We start from the raw sequence: 23,266 nt of genomic DNA, 5'->3' as shown, positions 1-23,266 counted from the left end.
TCTCACCGTCCTTTCGACTAATCATCATTTAATTACTTATCTTCGGCAGCTTGCTTATTGCTGTCACTAGGTTGGAATTGGTTTGCAAACTCCGTAACGGCATTGAGCAAGTCATCGCCTTCTGGTAACTTACCAGTCTTCTTGATGCTGTCGTAGAGGTCTTGGTGGTTAGCATGCATAAATGCAGCCAATTCACTTTCGAAACGTTGAACATCGTCCATTGAAATCTTATCAATGAATCCTTGTTGAAGGGCAAATAATGTCACAACTTGTTCTTCAACTGGTAGTGGTTGGTGTAAGCCTTGCTTTAAGACTTCCATCGTCCGTTGACCACGGGCTAACTTAGCCTGGGTCGCAGCATCCAAGTCAGAACCGAACTGAGCGAATGATGCTAATTCATTGTATGAAGCAATATCCAAACGTAATGTCCCGGCAACCTTCTTCATGGCCTTAACCTGGGCGTCACCACCAACCCGGGAAACAGAAGTACCGGCATCGATGGCTGGACGTTGACCAGCGTAGAATTCATCAGAATCCAAGAAGATCTGGCCGTCAGTAATTGAAATAACGTTAGTTGGAATATATGCTGAAACGTCACCAGCTTGCGTCTGGATGATTGGTAAAGCGGTCATTGAACCACCACCGAGGTCATCAGACAAACGAGCAGCACGTTCGAGCAACCGTGAGTGAGTATAGAAAATATCACCAGGGTAAGCTTCCCGACCAGGAGGCCGACGAAGAATTAAGGAAAGTTCACGGTAAGCATCGGCCTGCTTTGAAAGGTCATCATAAATGATCAAAACATCCTTGCCATTGAACATGAACTCTTCACCCATCGCTGCCCCTGCATATGGCGCAATATATAACATTGGCGCAGGGTTTGAAGCACTAGCGGAAACAACAATGGTGTAATCTAATGCACCGTACTTCCGTAATGTTTCAACACTGGCACGAACGGTTGATTCCTTTTGACCAATTGCAACGTAAATACAAATTACGTCTTGGCCCTTTTGGTTAATGATGGTGTCCAAAGCAATGGCAGTCTTACCAGTCTTCCGGTCACCAATAATCAATTCACGCTGACCACGACCAATTGGAACTAAGGCATCAATAACCTTAATCCCCGTTTGTAGTGGTTCACTAACACTCTTCCGCTCCATAACACCTGGAGCCTTACGTTCAATCGGACGTGACTTATCAGTCTTGATCTCACCTAAGCCATCAATTGGACGACCTAATGAGTCAACAACCCGTCCTAATAATGCATCACCGACGGGTACTTCCATGATTCGACCCGTCCGCTTAACGGTGTCGCCTTCGCGGATGCCGGTGTAATCCCCTAAAATAACGATACCAACATCGTTACTTTCAAGGTTTTGCGCCATCCCGTAGACCCCGTTACTAAATTCGAGCAACTCACCTGCCATGGCATTTTCCAAGCCGTCGGCACGAGCAACCCCATCACCAACATAGGTAACAGTACCCGTTTCTTCGACAGATACTTTGTCTTGGTAGTTGGCAAGTTGTTTCTTGATGAGTGAACTGATTTCCTCAGTTTTAATGCTCATAAAGGTCTCACCTCTTTGAAAAAAGATCTATTTTATCTAACTAGTAAACGACGAATTTGCTTAATCTTTGAGCTGAGACTACCATCCAATGTCTTGTTATCAGCATGGATAATAACCCCACCTAAAATTTCTGGATCAACTTGTTCGTTTAACACTACTTCATTAGCATCAAAGCGCTTGGCCAAGTTGGCCTTTAGTTGATCTTGTTGTTGTTTATCGAGTTGGATCGCTGTGATAACGTCAGCATGCATCCGTTTATTCTTCCGGTCATACCGCCGTTCAAACTCATCAATAATTGCGACCATGCAGTCAATGCGGCCGTAATCAAAAACCATTTGGATCAAGTTGGCAACGTACTTTGAAGCACCCTGCTTTAAATCCTCAATCAATGATTTCTTTTCATCAAGTGACAGTTGAACACCAGCAAGTGCGGCGTCCAATCCCTCGTTGTCCTCAAAGACTTGGCGTAAAGCAATCAATTCTTGATAAGTTTGATCGAGTTCGTTATCTTCATCGACCAATTCAAACAGTGCCTTTGCGTAGCGCTCAGCGACTGTCTTCTTATCAAGACTCATGTTTTACCAACCCTTCGATATAGGAATCGATCAATTCTTTTTGATCGTCTGCCTTTAATTCTTTTTGAATGAGTTTAGTAGCGATCTCAATAGATAAGTTTGCAACGTCATCCTTAGCACCATTTAATGCGTCACGCCGTGCTTGCTCAGCATCTTTTTGTGCTTGTTGCTTAAGAGCTTGCGCGTCATTTTGTGCTGCTTCAACGATTTGTGCACGTTGGGTCTCACCAGACTTCTTGGCATTGCTTACAATGTCAGCAGCTTCCTGGCGAGAGTTGTTTAATTCAGCTTGCCGCTTGGCAGCCATCTTTTCCGCGCTCTCCCGTGATTTAGCAGCATTATCAATGTCACTAGCGATCTTATCAGCACGCTTTTGCATCATGTCTGTGATTGGCTTCCACGCAAAGTGCTTAACCAATAACATCAAGATGATGAATGTAACGATGTAGAATACTAAGTCACCAATGTATAAACTGTTTGATTCAGCTAACACACTGTTTACAAACATCTATTGACACCTCCTTATCTAAAATTAAAAACTCAATTTATAATTACTTGTTCATAACAAGGAAGCCAATAACGATGGCAATGATAGGCATGGCTTCAATCAAACCAACACCAATAAACATCGTTGCTTGTAATCTACTTTGTAATTCTGGTTGACGTGCGATACTGTCGACAGTGTGTCCAATTAAGATACCGTCACCGATACCACCACCGATAGCGGCACCCATAGCCGCGAGTCCTGCAGCAATTGCTCCTAATGCCATTTTAAAATTCCTCCTTAGGGATTATTATTCGGAAATCTTCCGAGAAATATAAACCGTCGTTAATGTTACAAAGACATATGCCTGAATTGAACCGATAAAGACTGAGAATCCTTGCCATGCAAGTTCCAGGAGTAATCCCGGAATAATCGTCAAGGCACCATGTGAGAATGCCATGTTGGCAATTAAACTCATCAACAGTTCACCGGCAAAAATGTTACCAAAGATACGGAGACCCAACGTTAAGAAGTTAGCAAAGTCTTCAATGATGTTAACAGGAAGCATCAACGTAAATGGCTTCGTGTACCCTTTCAGGTAGCCACCAAGACCATTGTGGGCAACCCCAGCAGCGTGTGCTAATACCATTACCATCAACGAGAACGTTAATGTAACAACTGGATCTGCCGTTGGACTTCTAAGCACTTCCGCGTCATTCCAATGGAATTGGAAAATCAACCCAAATTGGTTAGCGAAGAAGATAAAGACAAATAAAACAAAGGCTAAGAAACTATAATGACCTTGTTCAGATGCCGGCATCTGACTTCGAACAATTCCGTTGGTGAAATCAACTAGCCATTCAAAAACGTTTTGTGCGCCAGTCGGCTTCATTTGAATCTTTCGTGACATCCCGTAAAGAGTGAAGAACACGATTGCGTAGATAATCAGTCCAGACACGATATTCGTTGTATTGAATGTAAGTCCGAAAAGCTTAAAAGTTAAAGCATCACCGCCCATTCATATTCCACCTCTTTCCTTATAACAATAATTTGGCTTGTAAGTTGGATGAACGTTGCAAAAATAACGAACTAGCCCAAGTTACGAATGTTAATATATCATTATTTCACACAAAATTCAAAAAAATAATTGATAAGCCGAGCGCTGCTAATCGGTTGATAAAGGCCAAAAGAAAGCGCTGTCAGTGATGCCGATGAACTTTTTATTGCTAATTGTTTTTCAACAAAACATCTGTGAATAGTTATACCAAAAAGAGAAATTCGTCCTGCTAAACATCTACCAAATTTCGCCGGTTAACTTGCGCATCCTTCACCGTTACTAGTCAAAAGACGCTCCCCTTCTTTACAATGATCATCAAAAAAGCGGCCATGGAGCCACTCGCTCCACGGCCACTTTTTATCTGCATCCTACTTAATTTTCGTTGGGTTATCAATAATGTTTTTTCGCCGCTTAGTCATCACCCATGCTGTCATTGGCACAGTAATTAGCACCCCGATAAATGAAATTAAAATTTCAATCATCTCCGCCACAAAGATCTTGTTGTTCATGATGGTGCCAAAGGAATAGTGGAGGCCGATAAACCAAATAAATAGAGCTAAAAAGCCCCCAAAGAAGCCAAAGAAGAGGGTATTAAATGTGGTCCCAATAATTTGGCGCCCAATTGACATCCCACTGCTTATCAATTGCTGGTCGCTGCTGTGCGGATGGTTTTCAAGGACTTCCGTTAGCCCCGAAGCAATTGCCATCGCTGCTTCCGCAATTGCCCCCAGGGTACTGAGAATCGTGACGGTTACCGATACTTTCAAGTAACTAATGCCAATTAAAATCGACATCCCTTCTAGTTCATCACTATCTTCTGTCCCAAAGCCTTGCACCATTGCCCAGTGCTCGACAAAAAAGATTAAGCCCAGCAAAAAGGCCATCACGATTAGTGAAGCATAGAATGCCGTGACGGTCGTCCGTAGATCGTCTTCTCCCATGAAAATGGTAACGGCGAGGATAATCACACCAACTGTCACCGTCACAAACAACGGTGGCACATGAAAGGCAACGAGGACGATTGCAAAATACAAAAAGCCAAAATTAAGCAAGAGACTTAAAAAGGCCGTCCACCCCTGCTTACCACCGACCAGAATCATCAAAATCATTAATACCAGGCCGAGACCCGTAATCGTTGTCATACTTGCCCTCTCCTTCCTAATAATAATGCTCCCAAAAGACTGACCAGGGGGATCGCCAAAACAATCCCGATACCGCTAATTAGGCTCTGCACTGTCCCTAAGCTCATGTTCATCGCATACGTATAACCCCAGGAATTACCATTTTTAATGTACAGCAGGCTTCCGGTAAACGTGTCGACCATAAAAATGAGGAATAACACATTGACTAACGGCCCCATAATTGACTTGCCGACAGTCCGCCCAGACATAAAGAGCTGCTTCCTCGTGACCTGGGGATTAAGACGTTTTAGTTCAAAGAGGGTGGCAATAATATCACTCGACTCATCCATCACCGCCCCCAGTGACCCGAGCAAAGTTTCTGCTAAAAACAACGGCCGTGGTACCTGGGTGACGTACTCCATCGACTCATAAAAGACCCCGCGTTCGTGGGTCAAATTAAAGACTACCAGGCTAATTCCCATCGCCGCAAAGGTTCCAATTACCGTGGCGGTAAACGTCGCGAGCATTCGTTTACTAAAGCCGAGCACAAGCAGTAGGCTAATAAAGGTGAAGACAATCGCTAAAATACTAAACAGCAAGATTATGTGCTGCCCATTTTGCTGCAGGTCAATATTAATCGCAAGAAGGAACAGTAAGGCGTTAATTACAACGCTGACAAGGGCGAGCAACCCTGCCTTGCCCATCGTTAACAGTAACAACAATATGACTAGCCAGCTAAGAAAGACGATTACCGTATCCCGCTTATAACCATTGACATTCGCCACTAACTTGCCATTTTGCCGGTGCAATTGGCTCAAGAAGAGCTTATCACCCACGCTAAACCGCTGGTCCATCGGCTGCGAGTCGCTATACGTATTCTGGACCGTCAGTTTCTGGCCGCGGTACTTTCCATTCATCAGTGTCACCGTTAATCGCTGGTCCGTTTGGTGGTCGACATTTTGAAATTGATCCTTTGTCTGCCGCCGGGCAACAGTTTGTTCACTAGTTACCTTCGCAATTGGTCGCTGGTATAGCTGTTCATTGTGACTAGTAAAAAGCATCGCGCCGATGCCGGCAACTACTAAGATAATTAGCAGCCATGTCTTTTGCCTAGTCCACGATTGCTTAACCACTGCCTGCCATCTCCTCATCATTAAAGCTTGCTTAGCTTTTGTTTCGGTTTTCCATTCTACTCTAAAGCAGCTCTAAAAAAAGGATTTAAGGAAAAACTTAACTTTTCCCTAAATCCTTTTGCCTAGCCTTCAAGAAGCCACTGTTTAACCAGTTCTTTTACTTCCGGCATTGTGTCGCAAGCGCTAATTGCCGTCTGGTATAACTGTTCACACTTGTGGCGATCTAACTCCTTCATCATTGACCGCGTCCGTAAAATCGAACTGGCGCTCATCGAGTAAACGTCAAGGCCCATCCCAATTAATAGTGGCAAGGCATAGCGGTCACCAGCCATCTCCCCGCACATCGCAACCGTGGTCTCATGAGCATGGCCAGCATCGATGATATGCTTAATCAGTTGCAAAAATGTCGGGTTAAGCGGCTGGTAGAGGTATGAAACGGAATCATTGCCCCGGTCGGCCGCAAAACAGTACTGGATAAGGTCATTAGTCCCAATGCTAAAGAAGTCAACTTCTGCCGCAAGCCGGTCAGCATTTAGCGCCGCTAGCGGGACTTCAATCATCATGCCCAAGCGGATATTCTCACCGATGTGGGGATGGTCAGCAGCTAGTTTCCGCTGCTCTTCAAAGTAAATCTTCTTTGCCGCCAATAGTTCCTCAAGGGTCGTAATCATCGGAAACATAATGCTAATATCACCATATGCTGACGCACGAATCAGCGCCCGTATCTGGGTCCGAAACATCGCTGGCCGATCAAGCGCAATCCGGATTGCCCGGTAGCCTAAGAAGGGATTCATCTCCTTTGGCAGGGGCATGAACTTCAACGGCTTGTCACCACCAATGTCAAGGGTCCGCACAACCAATCGTTTGCCGGCTAATTGCTCAACAGCGTGCCGGTAAGCCACAAACTGCTCTTCTTCGGTTGGCAGATGGTCACTCTTCATGTAAAGGAACTCGGTACGAAAAAGGCCGACCCCATCGGCGCCATTTTCGTTAACCGCCGGAATATCGGCAGATGAACCAATATTGGCCGCAATCTTATACCGGTGACCATCCGCCGTCACTGATGGTTGGTCAATCATTTGCTGCCACTGCTGACGAGTTTTCGCAAAGCGCTGGGCAACCCGTTGGTACTTCTTAACCTCATCCGGTGTCGGCGCAATGATGGCTGTCCCGGCGAAGCCATCGACAATCAGCTGGTCGCCATTATCAACGCGTTCGGTAATATTACTACAGCCGACAATGGCGGGAATTTGGAGCGACCGGGCCATAATTGCCGCGTGACTTGTCCGCCCCCCAAGGTCTGTTACAATCCCCTTGACAAAGCGGGCATCCATCTGGGAAGTATCTGACGGCCCAATCGAGTGGGCAACCACCACCACCGGATGGTCAAGCGAACGGAGGTTAGGTAGTTCCTTTCCTTCAAGCTTGGCGAGGACCTGGTCTTGGATGTTTTGAAAGTCCGTGGCCCGTTCTTGCATGTATTCATTTCCCGTCATCGCCTGCAAGGTCTTAACCATCTTTGAAATGACTTCTGCAAACGCCGACTCGGCATTTAGTCGCTGGTTAGTGATCCGGTTTTCTACCTGTTTGATCATTTCAGGGTCATTTAAGATTGCAATATGAGTATCAAAGATCGCCAAGTCATCATCACTGAGTTTCCCCGTCAGGCGGTCCTTTAACTTTGCTAATTCACTAACAATCTCATCAAAAGCATGGTGCAGGCGGGCCTTTTCCGCCGGTGCATCACTAATATGGTATTTTTCAAAACTTAGGTTTGGCTTCGTCAGCAGGTAGACTGGCGCTATGCCGACACCATCACTTGCTGCAATACCGTTAATTCGGGTTACCATAACTCAATCCCTCTTTTCTAATCCAATCTTATTATAAGTGAAAACCTTTTCAGCGCAAAACACTTTATAATAAAAAAATCCGCTGCTTGTTAGCTCTTTATCTAACAAGCAGCGGACAACTTTCATGCTTACTTGGTCCCAAACAAGCGGTCACCGGCATCCCCTAATCCAGGAACGATGTAACCATCCTTGTTTAAGTGGTCATCAAGGCCGGCCGTATAAAGGTCAACGCCAGGGTAAGCTTCCCGAACAGCCTTGACCCCTTCAGGAGCAGCAACTAAGCAAGCAAACTTCATGTTTTCTTCTTTGCAGCCACGCTTCTTCAATGCATCAATTGCCATCATGGCTGAACCACCAGTTGCAAGCATTGGGTCAACAATAAATAATTGTCGTTCAGTGATGTCGTTAGGCAGCTTAACAAAGTATTCATGTGGCTTTAACGTCTCTTCGTCACGGTACATCCCGATAAAGCCGATCTTAGCAGCGGGAATTAAGTTGGTCATCCCATCAACCATTCCCAAACCAGCCCGAAGAATTGGAATAATTGCCACTTTCTTCCCAGCTAGTTCTTTTTGAGTCGTCTTAGCAATTGGGGTCTCAATCTCAACGTCCTTTACTGGCATGTCACGAGCGACTTCGTATGCCATTAATGTTGAGATTTCCTTTACCGTTTCACGGAAAAACTTTGTCCCCACATTCTTATCCCGAATCATTGTTAACTTATGTTGAATCAACGGATGATCAATAACTTCAAATTTACCCATGCTAAAATACACTCCTTTGAATTTCTTCACTATTCTACCAGAAAACGCAAGGCCTGACAAAAAATCTTAAGAACTTTTTCATATATTACTAAAATAACTAGTCGATTGGGTACTTGGTCGTTAATTCATGGACGGCTGCACTGGCTGCTTGGCGCTTCTCTTCATCCGTGGCATTGGTCAAGACCATCGTGATAATTTCCGCAACCTTTTTCACGTCATCTTCCTTGAAGCCACGACTCGTCACCGCTGGGGTTCCCAACCGTAGCCCACTTGTTACAAACGGGCTTCGCGGATCATTGGGGATTGACTCCTTATTTGTCGTAATATGAACCTCGTCGAGGAGGTTTTGGGCTTCTTTACCGGTTAAACCGGTCTTGGTTATATCAAGGACTAGCAAGTGGTTATCGGTTCCGCCAGATACTACCCGGATGTCATCCGTCTGGTTGAAAACGGCCGCCATTGCTGCCGCATTTTTAACAACCTGGTCAATATAGTCGGCATACTGGGGTTGCAGGTCCTCGTAAAATGCCTGGGCCTTCCCCGCAATTACGTGTTCTAACGGACCACCCTGGGTTCCCGGGAAGACAGCAGAATTAATCTTTTTGCCAAGGTCAGCTGACTTGGAAAGGATCATCCCACCCCGTGGGCCCCGGAGCGTCTTGTGAGTAGTTGTCGTCACAACATCTGCTACTGGAACTGGACTCGGGTGCGCACCGGTCGCAACCAAGCCAGCAATGTGGGCCATATCAACCATCAAGTAGGCGCCTACCTCATCCGCAATTTCCCGGAACTTTTGCCAGTCAATAATCCGGCTGTAAGCAGATGCCCCCGCAACAATTAACTGTGGCTTCGCCTCGCGTGCTAAGGCAGCGATCTCGTCATAATTTAATTCTTCTGTTGTTGCGTCAAGGCCGTAACCGTAAGTCTTGTACATCTTACCGCTAAAGTTAACCTTTGCCCCGTGCGTCAAGTGGCCACCGGCATCCATCCCCATCCCCAGGATTGTGTCACCAGGCTTTAAGAGGGCCTGGTAAACGGCCATGTTTGCCTGTGAACCAGAGTGAGGCTGAACATTCGCGTATTCTGCCCCAAACAACTTTTTAGCGTAATCAATCGCCAGTTGTTCAACCTGGTCAATGTATTCACAACCACCGTAATAGCGCTTCTTCGGGTACCCTTCCGCGTATTTATTCGTCAAGACTGAACCTTGCGCTTCACGAACCGCATCCGAAACAATATTTTCTGAGGCGATCAGCTCAATCGTCTCTTGTTGGCGTTGTTCTTCTCGATCAATTGCTCGCCATAATTGGGGATCTTTTTCAGCATAGTTCATTGATACCATCTCCTTAAAAAAGCGGCTATTTTTCCAAAGCAACGAGAAAAATAACCGCAACATTATCATCTATTTTATTTTACCGCATTAGGGTCAAAGTGAACACCACCAGCAGACTTATTTAACCGATTCATGTACGCCCCACCAAGGTCGTGGTCAGGGAATGCCTGGGTGACAATTGCCTTAACATTTGGCTGGTCATCAAATTGGCGTAAGCCGTCAAACAAGCGCGCACTAGCATCCTGGACATTCTTACCGAGTGAAAACTGGATGGCGTTCATCGGTAAGACTTCTTTTTGTAAGATTTTTTCTTCTGCCATCATTCCAACATCGAATGGCTGCTGCTTGATCCACGCAACTACTTTATCCCAGTCGCTTTCACTATCAACGATGTAAACCTGGGCATTGGGAGCATAGTGCTTGTACTTCATCCCCGGTGCCTTTGGTGTTTCGTGCTTGCCAACCTTATGGTGGTTAACATCAATTGAGCCGATAACGGATTCAATGTCCTTCTTGGTAACCGCCCCGGGACGCAAGATTGCCGGCTGGTCAGTTGACATATCAAGGACGGTTGATTCAACCCCCACCCGCGTTGGTCCGTTATCGAGGATGCCGGCAATCTTACCGTGAAGGTCATGGTAAACGTGCTGGGCAGTCGTCGGGCTAGGTTTTCCCGAAGTATTGGCTGACGGGCCAACCATTGGCACTCCTGCTGCTTCAATCAGGTCAAGGGTTGGCTGGCAGTCAGGAAAACGGAAAGCAACTGTATTCAAGCCCCCGGTAACCGTCTTGGAAAGGGCTCGCTTCTTTATTTTTAAAATAATCGTCAACGAACCAGGCCAAAACTTTTCCATTAGCTTACGGGCATTGGCCGGTATCTCCGCCGCATACTGTTCAACCATCGCAATTGAATTGACATGGACAATCAGCGGGTTGTCACTTGGCCGGCCCTTTGCAAGGTAAACGTTTTTGACCGCCTCTGCATTCGTGGCATCTGCCCCGAGGCCATAAACAGTTTCAGTTGGAAAAGCAACTAACTCACCGCGCTTAATTGCGGCGGCTGCCTGGTCAATTTCACCATGCCGATAAATTCTTGTATCCATTCTTGCTATCTTCCTCCTGCGTCTGAAAAATCCCATGCGTGTATCATCCTCATTTTTCCTGCCACGTCATGCCGTGGCCTTATCTGTGCGTGTGCATCAACTTGGTGCAGTAGTCGTTGAATTGATTCTTCTTGGTCATAGCCGGTCTCACCGAAGAGCTGGCCGCCCGGCTGGAGATGGCTAGCAACTGTGGCAAATAGCCGGTGGTAAAAGCCAAGACCATGCTCGTCAGCAAAGAGCGCCGTGGCTGGCTCATTTTCTAAGACCGCCTGATCCATTACCGCAATATCATCGCGGTCAATGTACGGCGGGTTAGTGACAATTAAGTCATAGCGGTCAGTAATGTTTGCAAAGAGGTCACTCTCAATGATCGCTAAGTCAACGCCCTGTCGGACCATGTTTCGCTTGGCAACCGCAATTGCCGCTGACGAAATATCACTTAGTGTTACCTGCCATTGCGGTCTCTCAAGGGCAAGGGTTATCCCAATTACCCCACTCCCGGTCCCCAGGTCAAGAACTTTCATTGGCCGCACTGGCATCTCTTCAAGAACCCAGTCAACCAACTCCGCTGTCTCCGCTTCAGGAATCAAGACATCCTTATTCACCGTAAAAAGGCGACCATAAAATGGGGCCTGCCCAATAATGTATTGAGCAGGCTCATGATTTAGCAACCGCCTAATTGCATCTTGCCACCACGTCACTTCGTCTGCTGGCATTTGGTCACGGTTGTGTAGTAATAAGTGGGTCGCATCCCAGCCATGACGCTGCTGGAGCAAAAATTGTGGGGCCTGTGGATCAACATCCGTCCCCGCAAGTTGTTCTTTTGCCCACCGCTGGGCCATAAAGTAGTTGCCCGCGGTAAAACTACTCATTACGCAACTGCTCCAACTTCTGCGTCTGGTCAGCAACAATCAGTGCTTCGATGATTTCATCCAAATCACCAGCCATAATCTTATCAAGCTTATTTAACGTTAAGCCAATCCGGTGGTCAGTAACCCGGTTTTGCGGGAAGTTGTAAGTCCGAATCCGCTCGGAACGGTCACCAGTCCCAATTGCGTCCTTCCGCTTTTGGTCGTAGGCACTTTGTTCTTGTTGTTGGTAGTAGTCATATACCCGGGACTTCAAAATCCGCATTGCCTTTGCCCGGTTTTGTTGCTGTGATCGTTCATCTTGCATCGCAACAACGATTCCAGTCGGCAAGTGGGTCATCCGGACAGCTGATGACGTCTTGTTGACGTGCTGACCACCAGCACCACTAGAACGGTAAACGTCAACCCGGATATCCTTTGGATCGATGTCAACGTCAACGTCCTCTGCTTCTGGCATAACCCCGACAGTCGCGGTTGAGGTATGGACCCGCCCGGCTGACTCGGTGACTGGAACCCGCTGAACACGGTGGGCCCCGTTTTCAAACTTCAACTTCGAGTAAACCTTATCACCAGTAATCATCAGGGCGATTTCTTTAAAACCACCGACTTCGGTTTCATTTTTATCAACGACTTCAACGTTCCACCCTTGCTTTTCAGCGTAGTGGAGGTACATGTTGTACAAGTCGGCCGCAAAAAGACTGGCCTCATCCCCACCAGCAGCACCACGGATTTCCATGATGATGTTCTTATCGTCGTTAGGGTCCTTCGGAATCAGCAAGACTTCTAGTTCCTTTTCCAGCGTTGCCTGCTTCTCCTTTGCTTCCGCTAACTCATCCTTGGTCATGGCGGTCAGGTCGGGGTCGTCAATCTCCCGCAACATTTCCTCGTCGTCCTTAATGGTCTGGGCTACCTGCTTATACTCGTTGTATTTTTCAACGGTCTCCCGCAAGCTCCCCTCTTCCTTAGAAAGCTTCATAAACCGTTGGGAATCAGCGATTACTTCTGGGTCACTGATCAGTTCGTTTAATTCATCATAACGGTCAGCAACTGCCTGGAGCTTGTCAAAAATTTCTTCCATTTCCATTCTCTACTTTTCCTCCTGTCCATCATTTAGTTGGGGATGAAAATAATGTTTCCGGCAAACGGGGTAATACGACTCATTACCGCCGATTTGTACCTGCTCACCTTCATATACCGGCTTGCCATTATTAATTCGCAGGTTCATCGTCGCCTTATGCGGACAGAACCAGCAAATTGTCTTCATCTCTTCAATCTTATCGGCATAGATTAGTAAGTACTTCGACCCTTCAAACAATTCATTCCGGAAGTCGTTTTTGAGGCCAAATGTCATTACTGGAATATTGAGCTCATCGACAATTTTGATTAATTGTAAGACATGCTTTTTCTTTAAAAACTGGGCTTCATCGATCAACACACAGTAAATCTTATGATCCATCTCGTTGACGTAATCATAGATATTAGTATCATCCATTATCGGTGCGACCTTACGCTCAAGGCCAATCCGGCTGGCAATAACGCCCCGACCAGAGCGATCATCGACCCCACTGGTCATCAAGACAACCGGCTTCCCCTGTTCTTCATAGTTATGGGCAACCTTCAAAATATCAATTGACTTACCAGAATTCATCGCGCCGTATTTAAAGAATAATTGTGCCACTACGATTGCTCCTTTTTGTTTGCATAGTACTCTTCATTATATCCAAAAATTCTTAACATTTAAATAGTTCTACTTGCCGATCACCCTTTTATCGTTCCTGAATAATAATTTCGGGTCAATCGCTTTCTTTTTACCATCGTAAAGCTTAAAATTAAACGGTGATTTAATCAACCAAAAAATTACTAACCTAATTAAGATATCAAACAGAAAGGATTGCACTTATTCATGACAGTTCGAAGTTCAATCGCTGAATTCGCTGGACGGTCGAGCTACTGGTTTCTACATACCTTTATGCATGGTGGTAGCTCACTTCCCGGCAAGTTAACCCTTAAGCTTGATCCCAACATTCTTCAAGCCTTTAGTAAAAAATATGACTTGGTAATCGTTACCGGGACTAACGGGAAGACGCTGACCACTGCTCTAAGCGTTCGCGTCCTGCGTGAAAAATACGATCAAGTATTGACAAATCCGACCGGCTCCAACATGGAACAAGGAATTGTAACCACCTTTATCACTGCCCCCCGACCAAAGCAAAAAGGGTTAGCAGTCTTAGAAGTTGACGAAGCCAATGTCGTTAAGGTCTGTAAGTTCATCACCCCGGTTGCCTTTGTCTTCACTAATATCTTCCGTGATCAAATGGACCGCTATGGTGAAATTTACACCACCTACGATAAGATTCTCCAGGGGGTTAAATTAGCCCCTAAGGCAACAATTATTGCTAACGGGGATGAGCAGCTTTTTAATAGTAAGGATTTACCTAACCCGGTTATCTACTATGGTTTTAACCACGAAGAAAAAGAAGCGTTTAACGCCCCGGCGAATACCGACGGCTTACTCTGCCCCAAGTGTCAGCACATCTTAAAGTACCGGATGCGGACATACGCTGGCCTGGGTAATTACTTTTGCCCCCACTGCGGATTCCACCGTCCGGAATTAACTTACGCCGTCACCAAGATTAGCAAGCTAACACCGACTAACTCGACCTTTGAAATCGACGGTCAGCAGTACAAAATTGGCATTGGCGGTCTTTATAACATCTATAACGCCCTGGCTGCCTATTCACTTGGCCGCTTTCTCGGTGTCAGCCAGGAGCAGATTAAGGATGCCTTTGAAGCCGACGAACGGGTCTTCGGCCGCCAAGAGGTGATTAACGTCGACGGCAAGCAGGTTACCCTGATCCTTGTTAAGAACCCGGTTGGCTTAAACCAGGTCCTCGACATGATCGAAACTGACGACAAGCCGTTTAGTTTTGCCTTTCTTTTAAATGCCAACTATGCTGACGGGATTGATACCAGCTGGATCTGGGACGGCGACTTTGAAAAACTAACGAAGCACGAAATTCCCCAGTACATGACCGGGGGCGAACGCTACAAGGACATCACTACCCGCTTGACGATGGCCGGAATCGAAAATATGTGGCACGAGCCGGACCTGACAAAGGTCGTCGATAAGATTAAGGACATGCCAACTGAACACGTCTATATTCTTGCCACCTACACGGCGGTCTTACAATTGCGGAAACAGCTGGCGGAAAAGGGCTACATCAAAGGAGGAATGGACTAATGGCGAAGTATCACTTGCGACTTGCCCACCTGTATGGCGACTTACTCAACACCTACAGTGATGTCGGCAATATTATTGCCTTAAAATACTACGCAAAGCAAATGGACGCCGACATTGATGTTAAGGTGATCAGTATTGATGACCACTTTAACCCCGATGACTTTGACCTTGCCCTCTTTGGTGGCGGTCAAGACTACGAGCAACTTGTCGTTTCAAAGGACCTCCCACATAAAAAAGCGGGGCTTGAGAAGTTTATTAATACTGGCAAACCAGTCCTTGCCATCTGTGGTGGCTACCAGTTACTCGGTCATTATTATATCGGGGCTAATGGTGAAAAGATCCCCGGCCTTGGAATCCTTGACCACTATACCCTTAGCCAGGACAACCACCGCTTTATCGGGGATATCACAATCAAGAATCAAGAAACCGGGGAAGAATACCACGGTTTTGAGAACCATAACGGCCGGACCTTTCTCGGCAAAGGTGAACGGCCGCTTGGGGAAGTTGTTTCAGGAAATGGTAACAATGGTGAAGACCACACCGAGGGCGCCATTTATAAGAACACCTACTGTTCCTACTTCCACGGTCCAATTCTGACAAGAAATGGTGAAATCGCTAAGAAGATCTTACTGGCCGCCCTTGAGCATAAGTATCCTGACGCTGACCTTAGCAAGCAGCGGGAGCTGAAGATTAAGGCAACATTCTAAATTAAGGAGAAATTGTGGACCAACTATTAACATTTATCTTTACCATTATTTTCTTACTCGAAAGTTTTTGGGAGGTTCGCTTATTTTCCCAATTACAGCAATTAGCAATCAACAATCCAGCCAAGGTTACTCCCAAGTTCACCCGGGTGATGCAACACGAGCGACGGTGGAACTGGCTTTCGTGGATATTAATCATCCTCTTATTCGTCGCAAACACCCATTTTACGGTGCTGCTGGTAAGCTTGATTACGCTAATTGAAACCGTGGTTATTTACCAAATGGACCAGTTAAAATCCCAACTAATGTAATTACAAAAAAGTGGCTGACGATGATTTTTCGTCAGCCACTTTTTAATTTTCCACAATCACTAGGACCGCATATGGCTAGTGATTAGTTCATAGATTTGTTTAGCATCATCGTTATTCTTACTAATTACAATCAACGTATCGTTTCCCGCCAGGGTCCCCACAACTCCTGGCAAGTCCAACTCATCAAACATCCCCCCTAGGATCGTCGCATAGCTTGAGTTGAGGGCCGTTTTAATGACGTTGATGAACTGGACTGTTTCAATCGTCCGCACATTATCATAAATTCCCTGGTAGAGCCGGTCATAATTATGCTCCGGCTTTACGTGTAACTGGACATAATGAGTGTGCCCATTACCGTCATTGGCCTTCACAATATTTAGCGCATGAATGTCCCGCGAAACTGTTGCCTGGGTCGTGACAAACCCCGCGTCCGCTAACAACCGCAGCAATTCGTCCTGGGTCTCAATCTTCTGGTCGTTAACAACCTGTTCAATAAATTTACGTCTTCCCTTTCGATCCATTCGCGTCCCCTTCTTTAAATATTCATTGATACTAATAATAATACAAGAAAAAGCAATGAGAAAAAAGGTTAAACTACTTTCCTTCTTCGTTGCTTCCCTGCTTAAATATCTTCCCGGACGAGCGGACAGGACATACAGCGCGGACCACCACGCCCACGGGATAACTCGCTGGACCGAATCTCGTGAACTAAAATGCCGTGTTCGCGCAGCAATTCATTGGAGACATAGTTACGGTCATAAGTGATTACTTCCCCCGGCGCAATCGCTAAGGTATTGGAACCGTCATTCCACTGCTCACGCGGAGCAATGATCGGGTCGCCACCACCAGTAGGGATTAAATCAATTGAAGATTTGTTGAGGACTTGTTTAAGAACCTGCTGTAAGTCCCGTTCATGAGTAATCGCGATCTCCCCATCCTTTGCCGGGTGCATGACGAAGGCATCAATGTGCCCCTGGTCACTGAGAATCGCTGGGTGGACAGTGAACTGGTCGTAATTAATCATCGTGAAGACGGTATCTAAGTGCATCATTGCATGATTATGCGGAATATGAATAGCAACAATCGTATCGTAATTTGAATGTGCAAATAAGCTTTCTGCTAGCTCAGTAATTGCCTTTGCGGATGTCCGCTGGGAAATACCAATCGCCAGTACGTGGTCATTTAATACCAGCTCATCACCACCCTCAAGGCGGCCCTTGGCGTAACGATTCCGCCAAATATTAATCTGTTCGCCCGCAAAACGGGGATGGTGGTTAATGATGTATTCCATAAATAGGGATTCACGCCGCCGTGCTTTAAATGCCATCCGGTTAATCGTTAACCCATCCCCAATACAGGCCTGCTGATCGCGGGTGAAATATACATTGGGCATCGGGTCAAGGTAAAATGGATAATCCCGCTCTTCAGCCAGCTCAGCTAGCGAGGTGTGGGCGGTTTTAATCTCATCTTTGCGAACCCCGGCAATCACCTTGTCGACCATTTTTCGCGGCGGTAGGTCAAGCAGGGCAGCCAGCAAACCATCGTGGACTGGGCCAGGGCCAATGTTTGACTCCGTAATAATCGTTTCTAGGAATGCCTCTTTTTCCTGGTGACTAGTGAGCGACTCCGCCAGCAAATCTTCCAAGTACAGCACTTCGGTCCCCGTCTCCCGCAGTGTCTTCGCAAATAAATCATGTTCTTGTTGGGCAATTGGCAAGTACGGAATATCATCAACCAGCATCCGTTCTAAGATTGCGGGATAAACATTCTCAATCTCCTTACCAGGGCGGTGAAGCATCACCGTTTTCAGCTTTCCGATCTCTGACATTACATGGATTGGCTGTTGCATGTTAGCTCCCTCCTTATTTATTCTCCTTTCATCATATCGGTAGCTGAAAGCGTTGTCAAAAGGCGTTTTGCGCTTTTTGTAGGACTATTTGCAAAGGAAAATAATTATTATAAGGAAATCTTCCGAAATATCCACCGAAGGAGATATTACGGACCATTTTATCCACAATTACGCATATTTACTCCATAATTTTTTCTTTTTCTTTAAGATAAGTTGCCAGCAGGTGGTCGCGGGCATCAAGGTATTCTTGGTTTTGGGCGGTCGGGTGAACCCGGTTAGTCAACACAATAAAGCCCTGGTCAGTCTGCTTGTCAAGAACCATCCAGGTCCCGGTAAAACCTGTGTGGCTAATCAACAGGTGCTTGTCGCGGGCCCGGGAATGGAGCAGTTTCCAGCCAAGCGACCGCGAATGTGGCCCCGGAATTAAGGTCTGGTCGACAAACATTGCGTCAACAAGCGCGGGGTGCAGAAGTCCCCCGAAGTTTGTTTCAATTAGTGCCCGGCCGAATCTTGCCAAGTCATCGAGGGTGGCAAATAATCCTGCACAGCCACAATCTTTACCGAGAATATACCCCTTTGGATCATGAGTTTTCCCCCTAATAACTCCCCGCTTTGCTTGGACCTCTGTCGGTACACAGTTTTCGGGGGCCGGCGTAAAACTTGCTCCGGTCATTTTTAGGGGTTGTAATACCCGCTGGGCAATCACGTCCTGTACGGGAAGGGATAGGATTCGTTCGATAATCCAGCCAAGGTACAGGTAGTTAACATCGGCATACCTAATCTGGCGGTTTAAGGTATCATCGACATGCATTTCCGTTAAGAAGGCCTGCTTCAACGCAGGAGCCGTTAATTCATTGCGATGAGGAATATAGCCGCTAATTCCCGAGGTGTGCGTAAGGAGGTTGCGGATCGTTGGGCGAGAATCAGTAAATTCTGGAAGGTACTTATTAACCGGGTCGTCTAGCTGGAGCTGCTTTTGCTGAAGGAGCATTGCGATAACGGGTACTGTCCCCACCACTTTTGTTAATGAAGCAAGATCGTATTGCATTCCCGGTTTTAGCGGTGCCGGTTCAGGGTACACCTGTGCCAGTCCCTGCACGTCGCGAATCTCCCGGGAACCGTCAAAGATCAAATAGCTTACTCCAGGGATGATCCCCTCCTTAACCATTTGCCGCAGTTTTGTAATTGTTAATGAATACTTTTCCATCAGCGACCACTCCTTATCACTTATTTAAACGCCCTTATTTTACCCTATCTCTCAGCGATAGGAAATAATTAGTCGCGTTTTCAGGAATCAATGTAACAAAAAAGTTAAAAATGTTACAAAAATATTTCAAAAAGCGGTATAATGTAAATGAAGTCAATAACCATAAGAGAGAATTTGAGGGGGTCATTAAAATGACAAAAGTGACAAGTAAAGCATTAGCAGGTTCATTAGTAATTTTAACCGCGCTCGGGTTAGCGGGTTGTGCTAACAGCGCAGCGGCCCCCACGACAAGTAAGACCACTACTACCAATGCAAAGGTGGTAAAGCAATCCTCGACGAAGACCGCAAAGAAGGTAAATACCGCAAAGGCAGCCCCACAGGCAACTGCCACAACTACCGATAATCAAGCTGCTAATCCTGACCAGCAGGCAAACACAAGTCAGCCGGTAAGTAATCACAACAATGACCAACAAGTCTTAACAAACTTTGTCAAGACAAGTGGCGTGCAACAAGATGGCAATCATTATTATGTCAACAAAAATAACGACAACAGTTACCAGATTGAAGTAAGAAATAATGAAGGTGGCGACCCGAACATCGCTCACCTTACCGGGACCTACCAGTATGATCCCACAACCAATCAGTTGCAGGAAATGAACCCGGTCACTGGTAATTACGAGAACTGATTGCTAATAATAAAAAGCAAGAGATCAATGAACAATCTGATCTCTTGCTTTTTATATATCATGATAATAGCGGTAATCGTCCTAGAAGAAGCCCTTTAGTGTCGAGAAAATACCCTTTTTACTTTCGGCATCCGTCTTCGGCGTCTCTTCTACTGCTTCTTCAGGATTAGCAGTCACTTCGTCGATCTTTGCATCGCTGTGTGGTTGAACTGCAACAAACTTATTAAACTTAATCGTGTAAGTTTGTGTGCCTGCAGCAAAGTGCTGGTCAGCGGGGAGCTGGTTTTCGACCAGCTGGTAGCCCTCCGTAATGAATTCTTCAATTTCATCACTAGGATCATATTCAAATGCCTCACCAGTAGTTCCTACCAGTTTCTTTTCAGTAAGTGTCTCCCCTTGTTGGTCAACAAACTTCACCGTCATGTGGGCAGGCTGGGCAACGTAGCTAAGTTTTTCTTCACTATCAGTGCTTTCGGGGGTTACTTCCACTTCAGCTACCCCGTCAACTTTATACCCGGCTAACTTAGCTGGCTGGTATTCTGGTAAGACTGACTTTTGCCATTCTTGCCAAACATCTTGATTGGTAACCTCATCATGGTAACCAACCCGAGTGGCCGTTGCAGTTTGTGAAACAACCTGCATCGTCTTGTCCGGCATTTCAACGTTAATCGTCCGTTCAACAGTGTGGTGGTCTTCCAATGGAATCACCTTGTGGGTTAAGTAAACATAGTATTGCTGTGCCTGACTACCTGCCACATACTTACCACTAGTGGCGCCCTCATCGGCTTGGAAGAGGTCATAACCAGCCTTCGCAAAGTCCCATAGGTCGTTATGGTAGTCATCACCCTCCGTGACCTGGAACTTTTGGGTCTGTGCTTCAATCATTTTACCTGACGTTGGCTTAACCAGTGGTAATTGTTCGAACGGAACATCAATGTAGTATACGTATACCAACTGTTCCTCAGCATTCTTATTACTAAGGACAACCTCATACTTTTGGTCACTGTCAGCAGTAAAGCGGGCACCACCGATCAGGTTATTCTTAATCACTGTGTAACCTTCATCGGCTAACTCAATGGCCTTATCCAGGTCTGTAAAGTCAATTACTTCGCCGGTTTGCCCTTCAAGCGTCTGTGAGGAAATTAACTTCCCTTGCTCATCAACAAAGTCGACCGTCACACGCGCCTTCTTTGGCTGGTAATCAACCATCAAGCTGCTGCTCTTACTGGTTAAGGTAACTGGCTCCGCTTCCACCGCATCGCTGGTATAACCAGCAACTGCAGGCGCGGTAATTGCTGGCAAAGTTGCCTTCGTCCAGGCGCCCCATTTCTTTTCACCAGTTGCCTTATCAACCATCCCATTACGTTGGATAAGGCCCACTTGCTTAACTACCTGCCTAGCGCCACCGGGCATGTTGAAGGTTATTTCCCGGGTAATTTTATGTTCTTCAGCAACTTTTTCAACCTTGTGGGTTAAGTATACGTAGTAGTCCTTTGCTTGCTGGCCACCGACATAGGTCCCATCTTCTGCTGCAGGATCATACTGATAAAGCTCGTAGCCGGAAGCTGCACCCCACAGTTGGTTATGGTAGCTTGTGTCACCTTTGCCAGTCATGGACTGGGTATGTTCCTTTAGAAGGGCCCCATCAGCTGGTTGCAGATTATCCTTGTTCTTTCCTTCAGCAGAAACAATATCCACGTAGTAAATGTTGATTGTCTGCTTGTTTTCGACTAACCGGACCTTTGTTGGGCAGGTAATCAGCATCTCTTCATCTTCGCTACCATTAAGGTAGTAACCGATGATAAGTTGGTATTCACCAGCTTGGTTTTCGTCAATTTCAGAATCATCAACAATAAATGTTTGTTCCGGATCAACGGCGAATTCGTCGTTTTCAGCAGTTAAGCCGCACGCCTTCACAATTGCATCATTATGTGTCCAGCTATCTTTCTTCTCAGTCTTGAGCGTAAATTCTTTTGTTTGTAATAGGTGATGGAGAACGATATATGGCGTAAATTCCGGATTATTTTCAACTGCCCGGTCAACATCAGCAGAAAAGGCATAGGCCGTCATTAACTGCCGCCCCGTCTCATTAACGTTAACGGAGTAACCATATTCTTGCACGATATTTTGTACCGGAGCAAGGGCAAAGAAGTAGTAGCCCCCTTGCCACAATACCTTTTCTTCTTGCTCCACCGCTGCAGTAGGTAGTGCTGCTGTGGTGCTAAAGTTACTAATAACAGCTGGAACTTCTGCAAGAGTTGGCATTGACTGCTGGATATCTTCTGGCAGTTGTTGCCATTCATCATTTTCTTCAAAAAGCCCTGCAAACCGGGTATCACCATAATCATTTAATGAGAAGACTGGTGTACTTAAACGGAAGTTAAGCCGGGAATTAACGTGCTTATTAGCAGTTAAGTCATAAAAGGCATACTCATTAAGGGAGTAATTAGCCTGGCCAAGCGTATTCGCCGCTTCACGCTTAACGAACTTAAACGGAAAACTAATCCGGTAAGAGCTATTTGGCAATAAGGAACCAAAGACCATCACTGCCGTTACCTTATCCCAGCTAAAGTCATTGCGTTGCTTCAGGGTATCAATCGTTGAATATTCACCATCGTGTCCCTGGTAACTATAAGTAATGTCAAAGCCAGGGATAACGTTTCCCTTTTCATCCTTATATTGTAAGCCATCAAATTCATTAACCCGGTCGCCATCAATTACCAATTGGATATTGCTGTTAGCGTTTGTTTCAAATGATGGCATTGTGTAAACCACTTCGATTGACTTGGCAACATCAGTCGTGTTCTTCACGTGACCAAAGCCAGTCAAGTCACTGGCTGCCTTATAGTTAACAAGGGAAGCAATCTCCTTCATCTCAAAGCGGCTCGCTTGTGAACGGCTCTTCTTGTGACTTTCTTGGTTAGTTGCTTCCAGGTAAGTACCGTGCTGCAATCCTTCCTCATCGTTCAGTTGATAAGGCCCCAATACTGGATTGTTCTTAATTGCTGGTTCTGTAACGTTCAGTGTTGCTTGCCGGGCAGCAAAATCGGAAACACTTCCTTCCATTGCTGCTGTTTTGCCTAACACTGCCGTTGCAGCACTTGAAGCAGACATGCTCTTTTTAGCGGTGACGTTTTCCCCGACAGCCTCGGTGGTTACAAGGTCCACACTAACTACCCCTGTTTGTTTTTCATCTGTCTCAAGCATTTTTAATCCCCCTTAGATTTCTTTTATACTTTGATAACTATATATTACATTATTGAGTATAGTATTCTCTATTTTTGATTTCAACATTGATAACTAATCCACGACTTTTGGGGGTTATAACTCCCTGTTATAAAGCTTGATAATCTAAGGTTTCCGTTCCTTGTCACCCGATAACAAAATCTTCGTATGATTATTCTATCATAT

At 45.9% G+C, this 23,266-nt stretch carries 22 protein-coding genes; 4 read left to right on the top strand and 18 right to left on the bottom strand.

The annotated features are described in order from the left end of the window. Nucleotides 1-32: 32 nt before the first annotated feature. The 14 genes from atpA to CZ502_RS07230 all read right to left on the bottom strand — a co-directional run bounded on the left by atpA (nt 33) and on the right by CZ502_RS07230 (nt 13,535). On the bottom strand, nt 33-1,568 hold the full coding sequence (gene atpA, locus CZ502_RS07295) for a F0F1 ATP synthase subunit alpha (RefSeq protein ID WP_076461091.1): 1,536 nt from the start codon (nt 1,566-1,568) through the stop codon (nt 33-35). A 32-nt stretch (nt 1,569-1,600) separates the two neighbouring features. Next, nucleotides 1,601-2,143, bottom strand: a complete 543-nt coding sequence (gene atpH / locus CZ502_RS07290) for an ATP synthase F1 subunit delta (RefSeq protein ID WP_076461089.1) — start codon at nt 2,141-2,143, stop codon at nt 1,601-1,603. Continuing rightward, complete coding sequence (gene atpF, locus CZ502_RS07285; RefSeq protein WP_076461087.1) at nt 2,133-2,651, bottom strand: F0F1 ATP synthase subunit B; 519 nt, start codon at nt 2,649-2,651, stop codon at nt 2,133-2,135. Before atpF ends, atpH begins: the two co-directional genes overlap by 11 nt. Nucleotides 2,652-2,694: 43 nt before the next feature. Then, nucleotides 2,695-2,913, bottom strand: coding sequence for a F0F1 ATP synthase subunit C (gene atpE / locus CZ502_RS07280; RefSeq protein WP_003666561.1), 219 nt, complete (start codon nt 2,911-2,913; stop codon nt 2,695-2,697). Between the two features lie 24 nt (nt 2,914-2,937). After that, nucleotides 2,938-3,645, bottom strand: coding sequence for a F0F1 ATP synthase subunit A (atpB, locus tag CZ502_RS07275; protein WP_076461085.1), 708 nt, complete (start codon nt 3,643-3,645; stop codon nt 2,938-2,940). Between the two features lie 407 nt (nt 3,646-4,052). Continuing rightward, a complete protein-coding gene (locus tag CZ502_RS07270) occupies nt 4,053-4,826 on the bottom strand; it encodes a YibE/F family protein (protein ID WP_076461083.1) in 774 nt (257 codons plus the stop codon). Further along, nucleotides 4,823-5,938, bottom strand: coding sequence for a YibE/F family protein (locus tag CZ502_RS07265; RefSeq protein ID WP_076461080.1), 1,116 nt, complete (start codon nt 5,936-5,938; stop codon nt 4,823-4,825). Before CZ502_RS07265 ends, CZ502_RS07270 begins: the two co-directional genes overlap by 4 nt. Nucleotides 5,939-6,060: 122 nt before the next feature. After that, complete coding sequence (gene ptsP, locus CZ502_RS07260) at nt 6,061-7,788, bottom strand: phosphoenolpyruvate--protein phosphotransferase (protein WP_076461078.1); 1,728 nt, start codon at nt 7,786-7,788, stop codon at nt 6,061-6,063. A gap of 128 nt (nt 7,789-7,916) precedes the next feature. Next, nucleotides 7,917-8,552, bottom strand: a complete 636-nt coding sequence (gene upp, locus CZ502_RS07255; RefSeq protein ID WP_076461076.1) for a uracil phosphoribosyltransferase — start codon at nt 8,550-8,552, stop codon at nt 7,917-7,919. A gap of 97 nt (nt 8,553-8,649) precedes the next feature. Continuing rightward, nucleotides 8,650-9,885: a serine hydroxymethyltransferase gene (gene glyA / locus CZ502_RS07250; RefSeq protein ID WP_076461074.1), complete on the bottom strand. Its 1,236-nt coding sequence runs from the start codon at nt 9,883-9,885 to the stop codon at nt 8,650-8,652. Nucleotides 9,886-9,959: 74 nt separating this feature from the next. Further along, nucleotides 9,960-10,988 carry an L-threonylcarbamoyladenylate synthase gene (locus CZ502_RS07245; RefSeq protein ID WP_076461072.1) on the bottom strand — a complete coding sequence of 343 codons (1,029 nt, stop codon included), beginning with the start codon at nt 10,986-10,988 and terminating at the stop codon, nt 9,960-9,962. Nucleotides 10,989-10,993: 5 nt separating this feature from the next. Beyond that, on the bottom strand, nt 10,994-11,860 hold the full coding sequence (prmC, locus tag CZ502_RS07240; RefSeq protein ID WP_076461070.1) for a peptide chain release factor N(5)-glutamine methyltransferase: 867 nt from the start codon (nt 11,858-11,860) through the stop codon (nt 10,994-10,996). After that, nucleotides 11,853-12,935 carry a peptide chain release factor 1 gene (gene prfA, locus CZ502_RS07235; RefSeq protein WP_200804237.1) on the bottom strand — a complete coding sequence of 361 codons (1,083 nt, stop codon included), beginning with the start codon at nt 12,933-12,935 and terminating at the stop codon, nt 11,853-11,855. The genes prmC and prfA overlap by 8 nt, the downstream gene beginning before the upstream one ends. A 9-nt stretch (nt 12,936-12,944) precedes the next feature. After that, nucleotides 12,945-13,535: a thymidine kinase gene (locus CZ502_RS07230; RefSeq protein WP_076461066.1), complete on the bottom strand. Its 591-nt coding sequence runs from the start codon at nt 13,533-13,535 to the stop codon at nt 12,945-12,947. 225 nt (nt 13,536-13,760) lie between these two features. On the opposite strand from CZ502_RS07230, the gene CZ502_RS07225 reads away from it, so the two are divergent. The 3 genes from CZ502_RS07225 to CZ502_RS07215 are packed head-to-tail and all read left to right on the top strand — an operon-like array spanning nt 13,761 to nt 16,113. Further along, nucleotides 13,761-15,098, top strand: coding sequence for a Mur ligase family protein (locus CZ502_RS07225; protein WP_076461064.1), 1,338 nt, complete (start codon nt 13,761-13,763; stop codon nt 15,096-15,098). Then, the gene (locus tag CZ502_RS07220) at nt 15,098-15,805 is read left to right on the top strand and encodes a type 1 glutamine amidotransferase (RefSeq protein ID WP_076461062.1); all 708 of its coding nucleotides are present in this window, start codon (nt 15,098-15,100) and stop codon (nt 15,803-15,805) included. Before CZ502_RS07225 ends, CZ502_RS07220 begins: the two co-directional genes overlap by 1 nt. Before the next feature lie 14 nt (nt 15,806-15,819). Then, nucleotides 15,820-16,113 carry a hypothetical protein gene (locus CZ502_RS07215; protein ID WP_076461060.1) on the top strand — a complete coding sequence of 98 codons (294 nt, stop codon included), beginning with the start codon at nt 15,820-15,822 and terminating at the stop codon, nt 16,111-16,113. A 59-nt stretch (nt 16,114-16,172) separates the two neighbouring features. Here CZ502_RS07215 and CZ502_RS07210 read toward each other — a convergent pair whose 3' ends face one another. From CZ502_RS07210 to CZ502_RS07200, 3 genes are all read right to left on the bottom strand, one after another. Then, nucleotides 16,173-16,634 carry an arginine repressor gene (locus CZ502_RS07210; RefSeq protein WP_076461058.1) on the bottom strand — a complete coding sequence of 154 codons (462 nt, stop codon included), beginning with the start codon at nt 16,632-16,634 and terminating at the stop codon, nt 16,173-16,175. Between the two features lie 101 nt (nt 16,635-16,735). Next, nucleotides 16,736-17,962: an arginine deiminase gene (arcA, locus tag CZ502_RS07205; RefSeq protein WP_076461056.1), complete on the bottom strand. Its 1,227-nt coding sequence runs from the start codon at nt 17,960-17,962 to the stop codon at nt 16,736-16,738. Between the two features lie 178 nt (nt 17,963-18,140). Further along, on the bottom strand, nt 18,141-19,169 hold the full coding sequence (locus CZ502_RS07200; protein WP_076461054.1) for a serine hydrolase domain-containing protein: 1,029 nt from the start codon (nt 19,167-19,169) through the stop codon (nt 18,141-18,143). A 191-nt stretch (nt 19,170-19,360) separates the two neighbouring features. Between CZ502_RS07200 and CZ502_RS07195 the strand changes: the two genes are divergently transcribed. Next, nucleotides 19,361-19,855, top strand: coding sequence for a hypothetical protein (locus CZ502_RS07195; protein WP_076461052.1), 495 nt, complete (start codon nt 19,361-19,363; stop codon nt 19,853-19,855). An 81-nt stretch (nt 19,856-19,936) separates the two neighbouring features. Here CZ502_RS07195 and CZ502_RS10695 read toward each other — a convergent pair whose 3' ends face one another. Continuing rightward, nucleotides 19,937-23,062, bottom strand: coding sequence for a mucin-binding protein (locus CZ502_RS10695; RefSeq protein ID WP_076461050.1), 3,126 nt, complete (start codon nt 23,060-23,062; stop codon nt 19,937-19,939). Between the last annotated feature and the right edge of the window lie 204 nt (nt 23,063-23,266).

The organism is Limosilactobacillus caccae (assembly GCF_900156885.1).
Classification (GTDB): domain Bacteria; phylum Bacillota; class Bacilli; order Lactobacillales; family Lactobacillaceae; genus Limosilactobacillus; species Limosilactobacillus caccae.
This window is presented reverse-complemented; position numbering and strand designations above follow the sequence as displayed.

Excerpts from the sequence above, each read along its gene's own strand:
- prfA (WP_200804237.1), bottom strand. The coding sequence starts at position 12,935 with ATGGAAGAAATTTTTGACAAGCTCCAGGCAGTTGCTGACCGTTATGAT.
- arcA (WP_076461056.1), bottom strand. The coding sequence starts at position 17,962 with ATGCAACAGCCAATCCATGTAATGTCAGAGATCGGAAAGCTGAAAACG.
- CZ502_RS07200 (WP_076461054.1), bottom strand. The coding sequence starts at position 19,169 with ATGGAAAAGTATTCATTAACAATTACAAAACTGCGGCAAATGGTTAAG.
- CZ502_RS07210 (WP_076461058.1), bottom strand. The coding sequence starts at position 16,634 with ATGGATCGAAAGGGAAGACGTAAATTTATTGAACAGGTTGTTAACGAC.
- atpA (WP_076461091.1), bottom strand. The coding sequence starts at position 1,568 with ATGAGCATTAAAACTGAGGAAATCAGTTCACTCATCAAGAAACAACTT.
- atpH (WP_076461089.1), bottom strand. The coding sequence starts at position 2,143 with ATGAGTCTTGATAAGAAGACAGTCGCTGAGCGCTACGCAAAGGCACTG.
- upp (WP_076461076.1), bottom strand. The coding sequence starts at position 8,552 with ATGGGTAAATTTGAAGTTATTGATCATCCGTTGATTCAACATAAGTTA.
- CZ502_RS07245 (WP_076461072.1), bottom strand. The coding sequence starts at position 10,988 with ATGGATACAAGAATTTATCGGCATGGTGAAATTGACCAGGCAGCCGCC.
- prmC (WP_076461070.1), bottom strand. The coding sequence starts at position 11,860 with ATGAGTAGTTTTACCGCGGGCAACTACTTTATGGCCCAGCGGTGGGCA.
- glyA (WP_076461074.1), bottom strand. The coding sequence starts at position 9,885 with ATGAACTATGCTGAAAAAGATCCCCAATTATGGCGAGCAATTGATCGA.
- ptsP (WP_076461078.1), bottom strand. The coding sequence starts at position 7,788 with ATGGTAACCCGAATTAACGGTATTGCAGCAAGTGATGGTGTCGGCATA.
- CZ502_RS07270 (WP_076461083.1), bottom strand. The coding sequence starts at position 4,826 with ATGACAACGATTACGGGTCTCGGCCTGGTATTAATGATTTTGATGATT.
- atpF (WP_076461087.1), bottom strand. The coding sequence starts at position 2,651 with ATGTTTGTAAACAGTGTGTTAGCTGAATCAAACAGTTTATACATTGGT.
- atpB (WP_076461085.1), bottom strand. The coding sequence starts at position 3,645 with ATGGGCGGTGATGCTTTAACTTTTAAGCTTTTCGGACTTACATTCAAT.
- atpE (WP_003666561.1), bottom strand. The coding sequence starts at position 2,913 with ATGGCATTAGGAGCAATTGCTGCAGGACTCGCGGCTATGGGTGCCGCT.
- CZ502_RS07220 (WP_076461062.1), top strand. The coding sequence starts at position 15,098 with ATGGCGAAGTATCACTTGCGACTTGCCCACCTGTATGGCGACTTACTC.
- CZ502_RS07225 (WP_076461064.1), top strand. The coding sequence starts at position 13,761 with ATGACAGTTCGAAGTTCAATCGCTGAATTCGCTGGACGGTCGAGCTAC.
- CZ502_RS07195 (WP_076461052.1), top strand. The coding sequence starts at position 19,361 with ATGACAAAAGTGACAAGTAAAGCATTAGCAGGTTCATTAGTAATTTTA.
- CZ502_RS10695 (WP_076461050.1), bottom strand. The coding sequence starts at position 23,062 with ATGCTTGAGACAGATGAAAAACAAACAGGGGTAGTTAGTGTGGACCTT.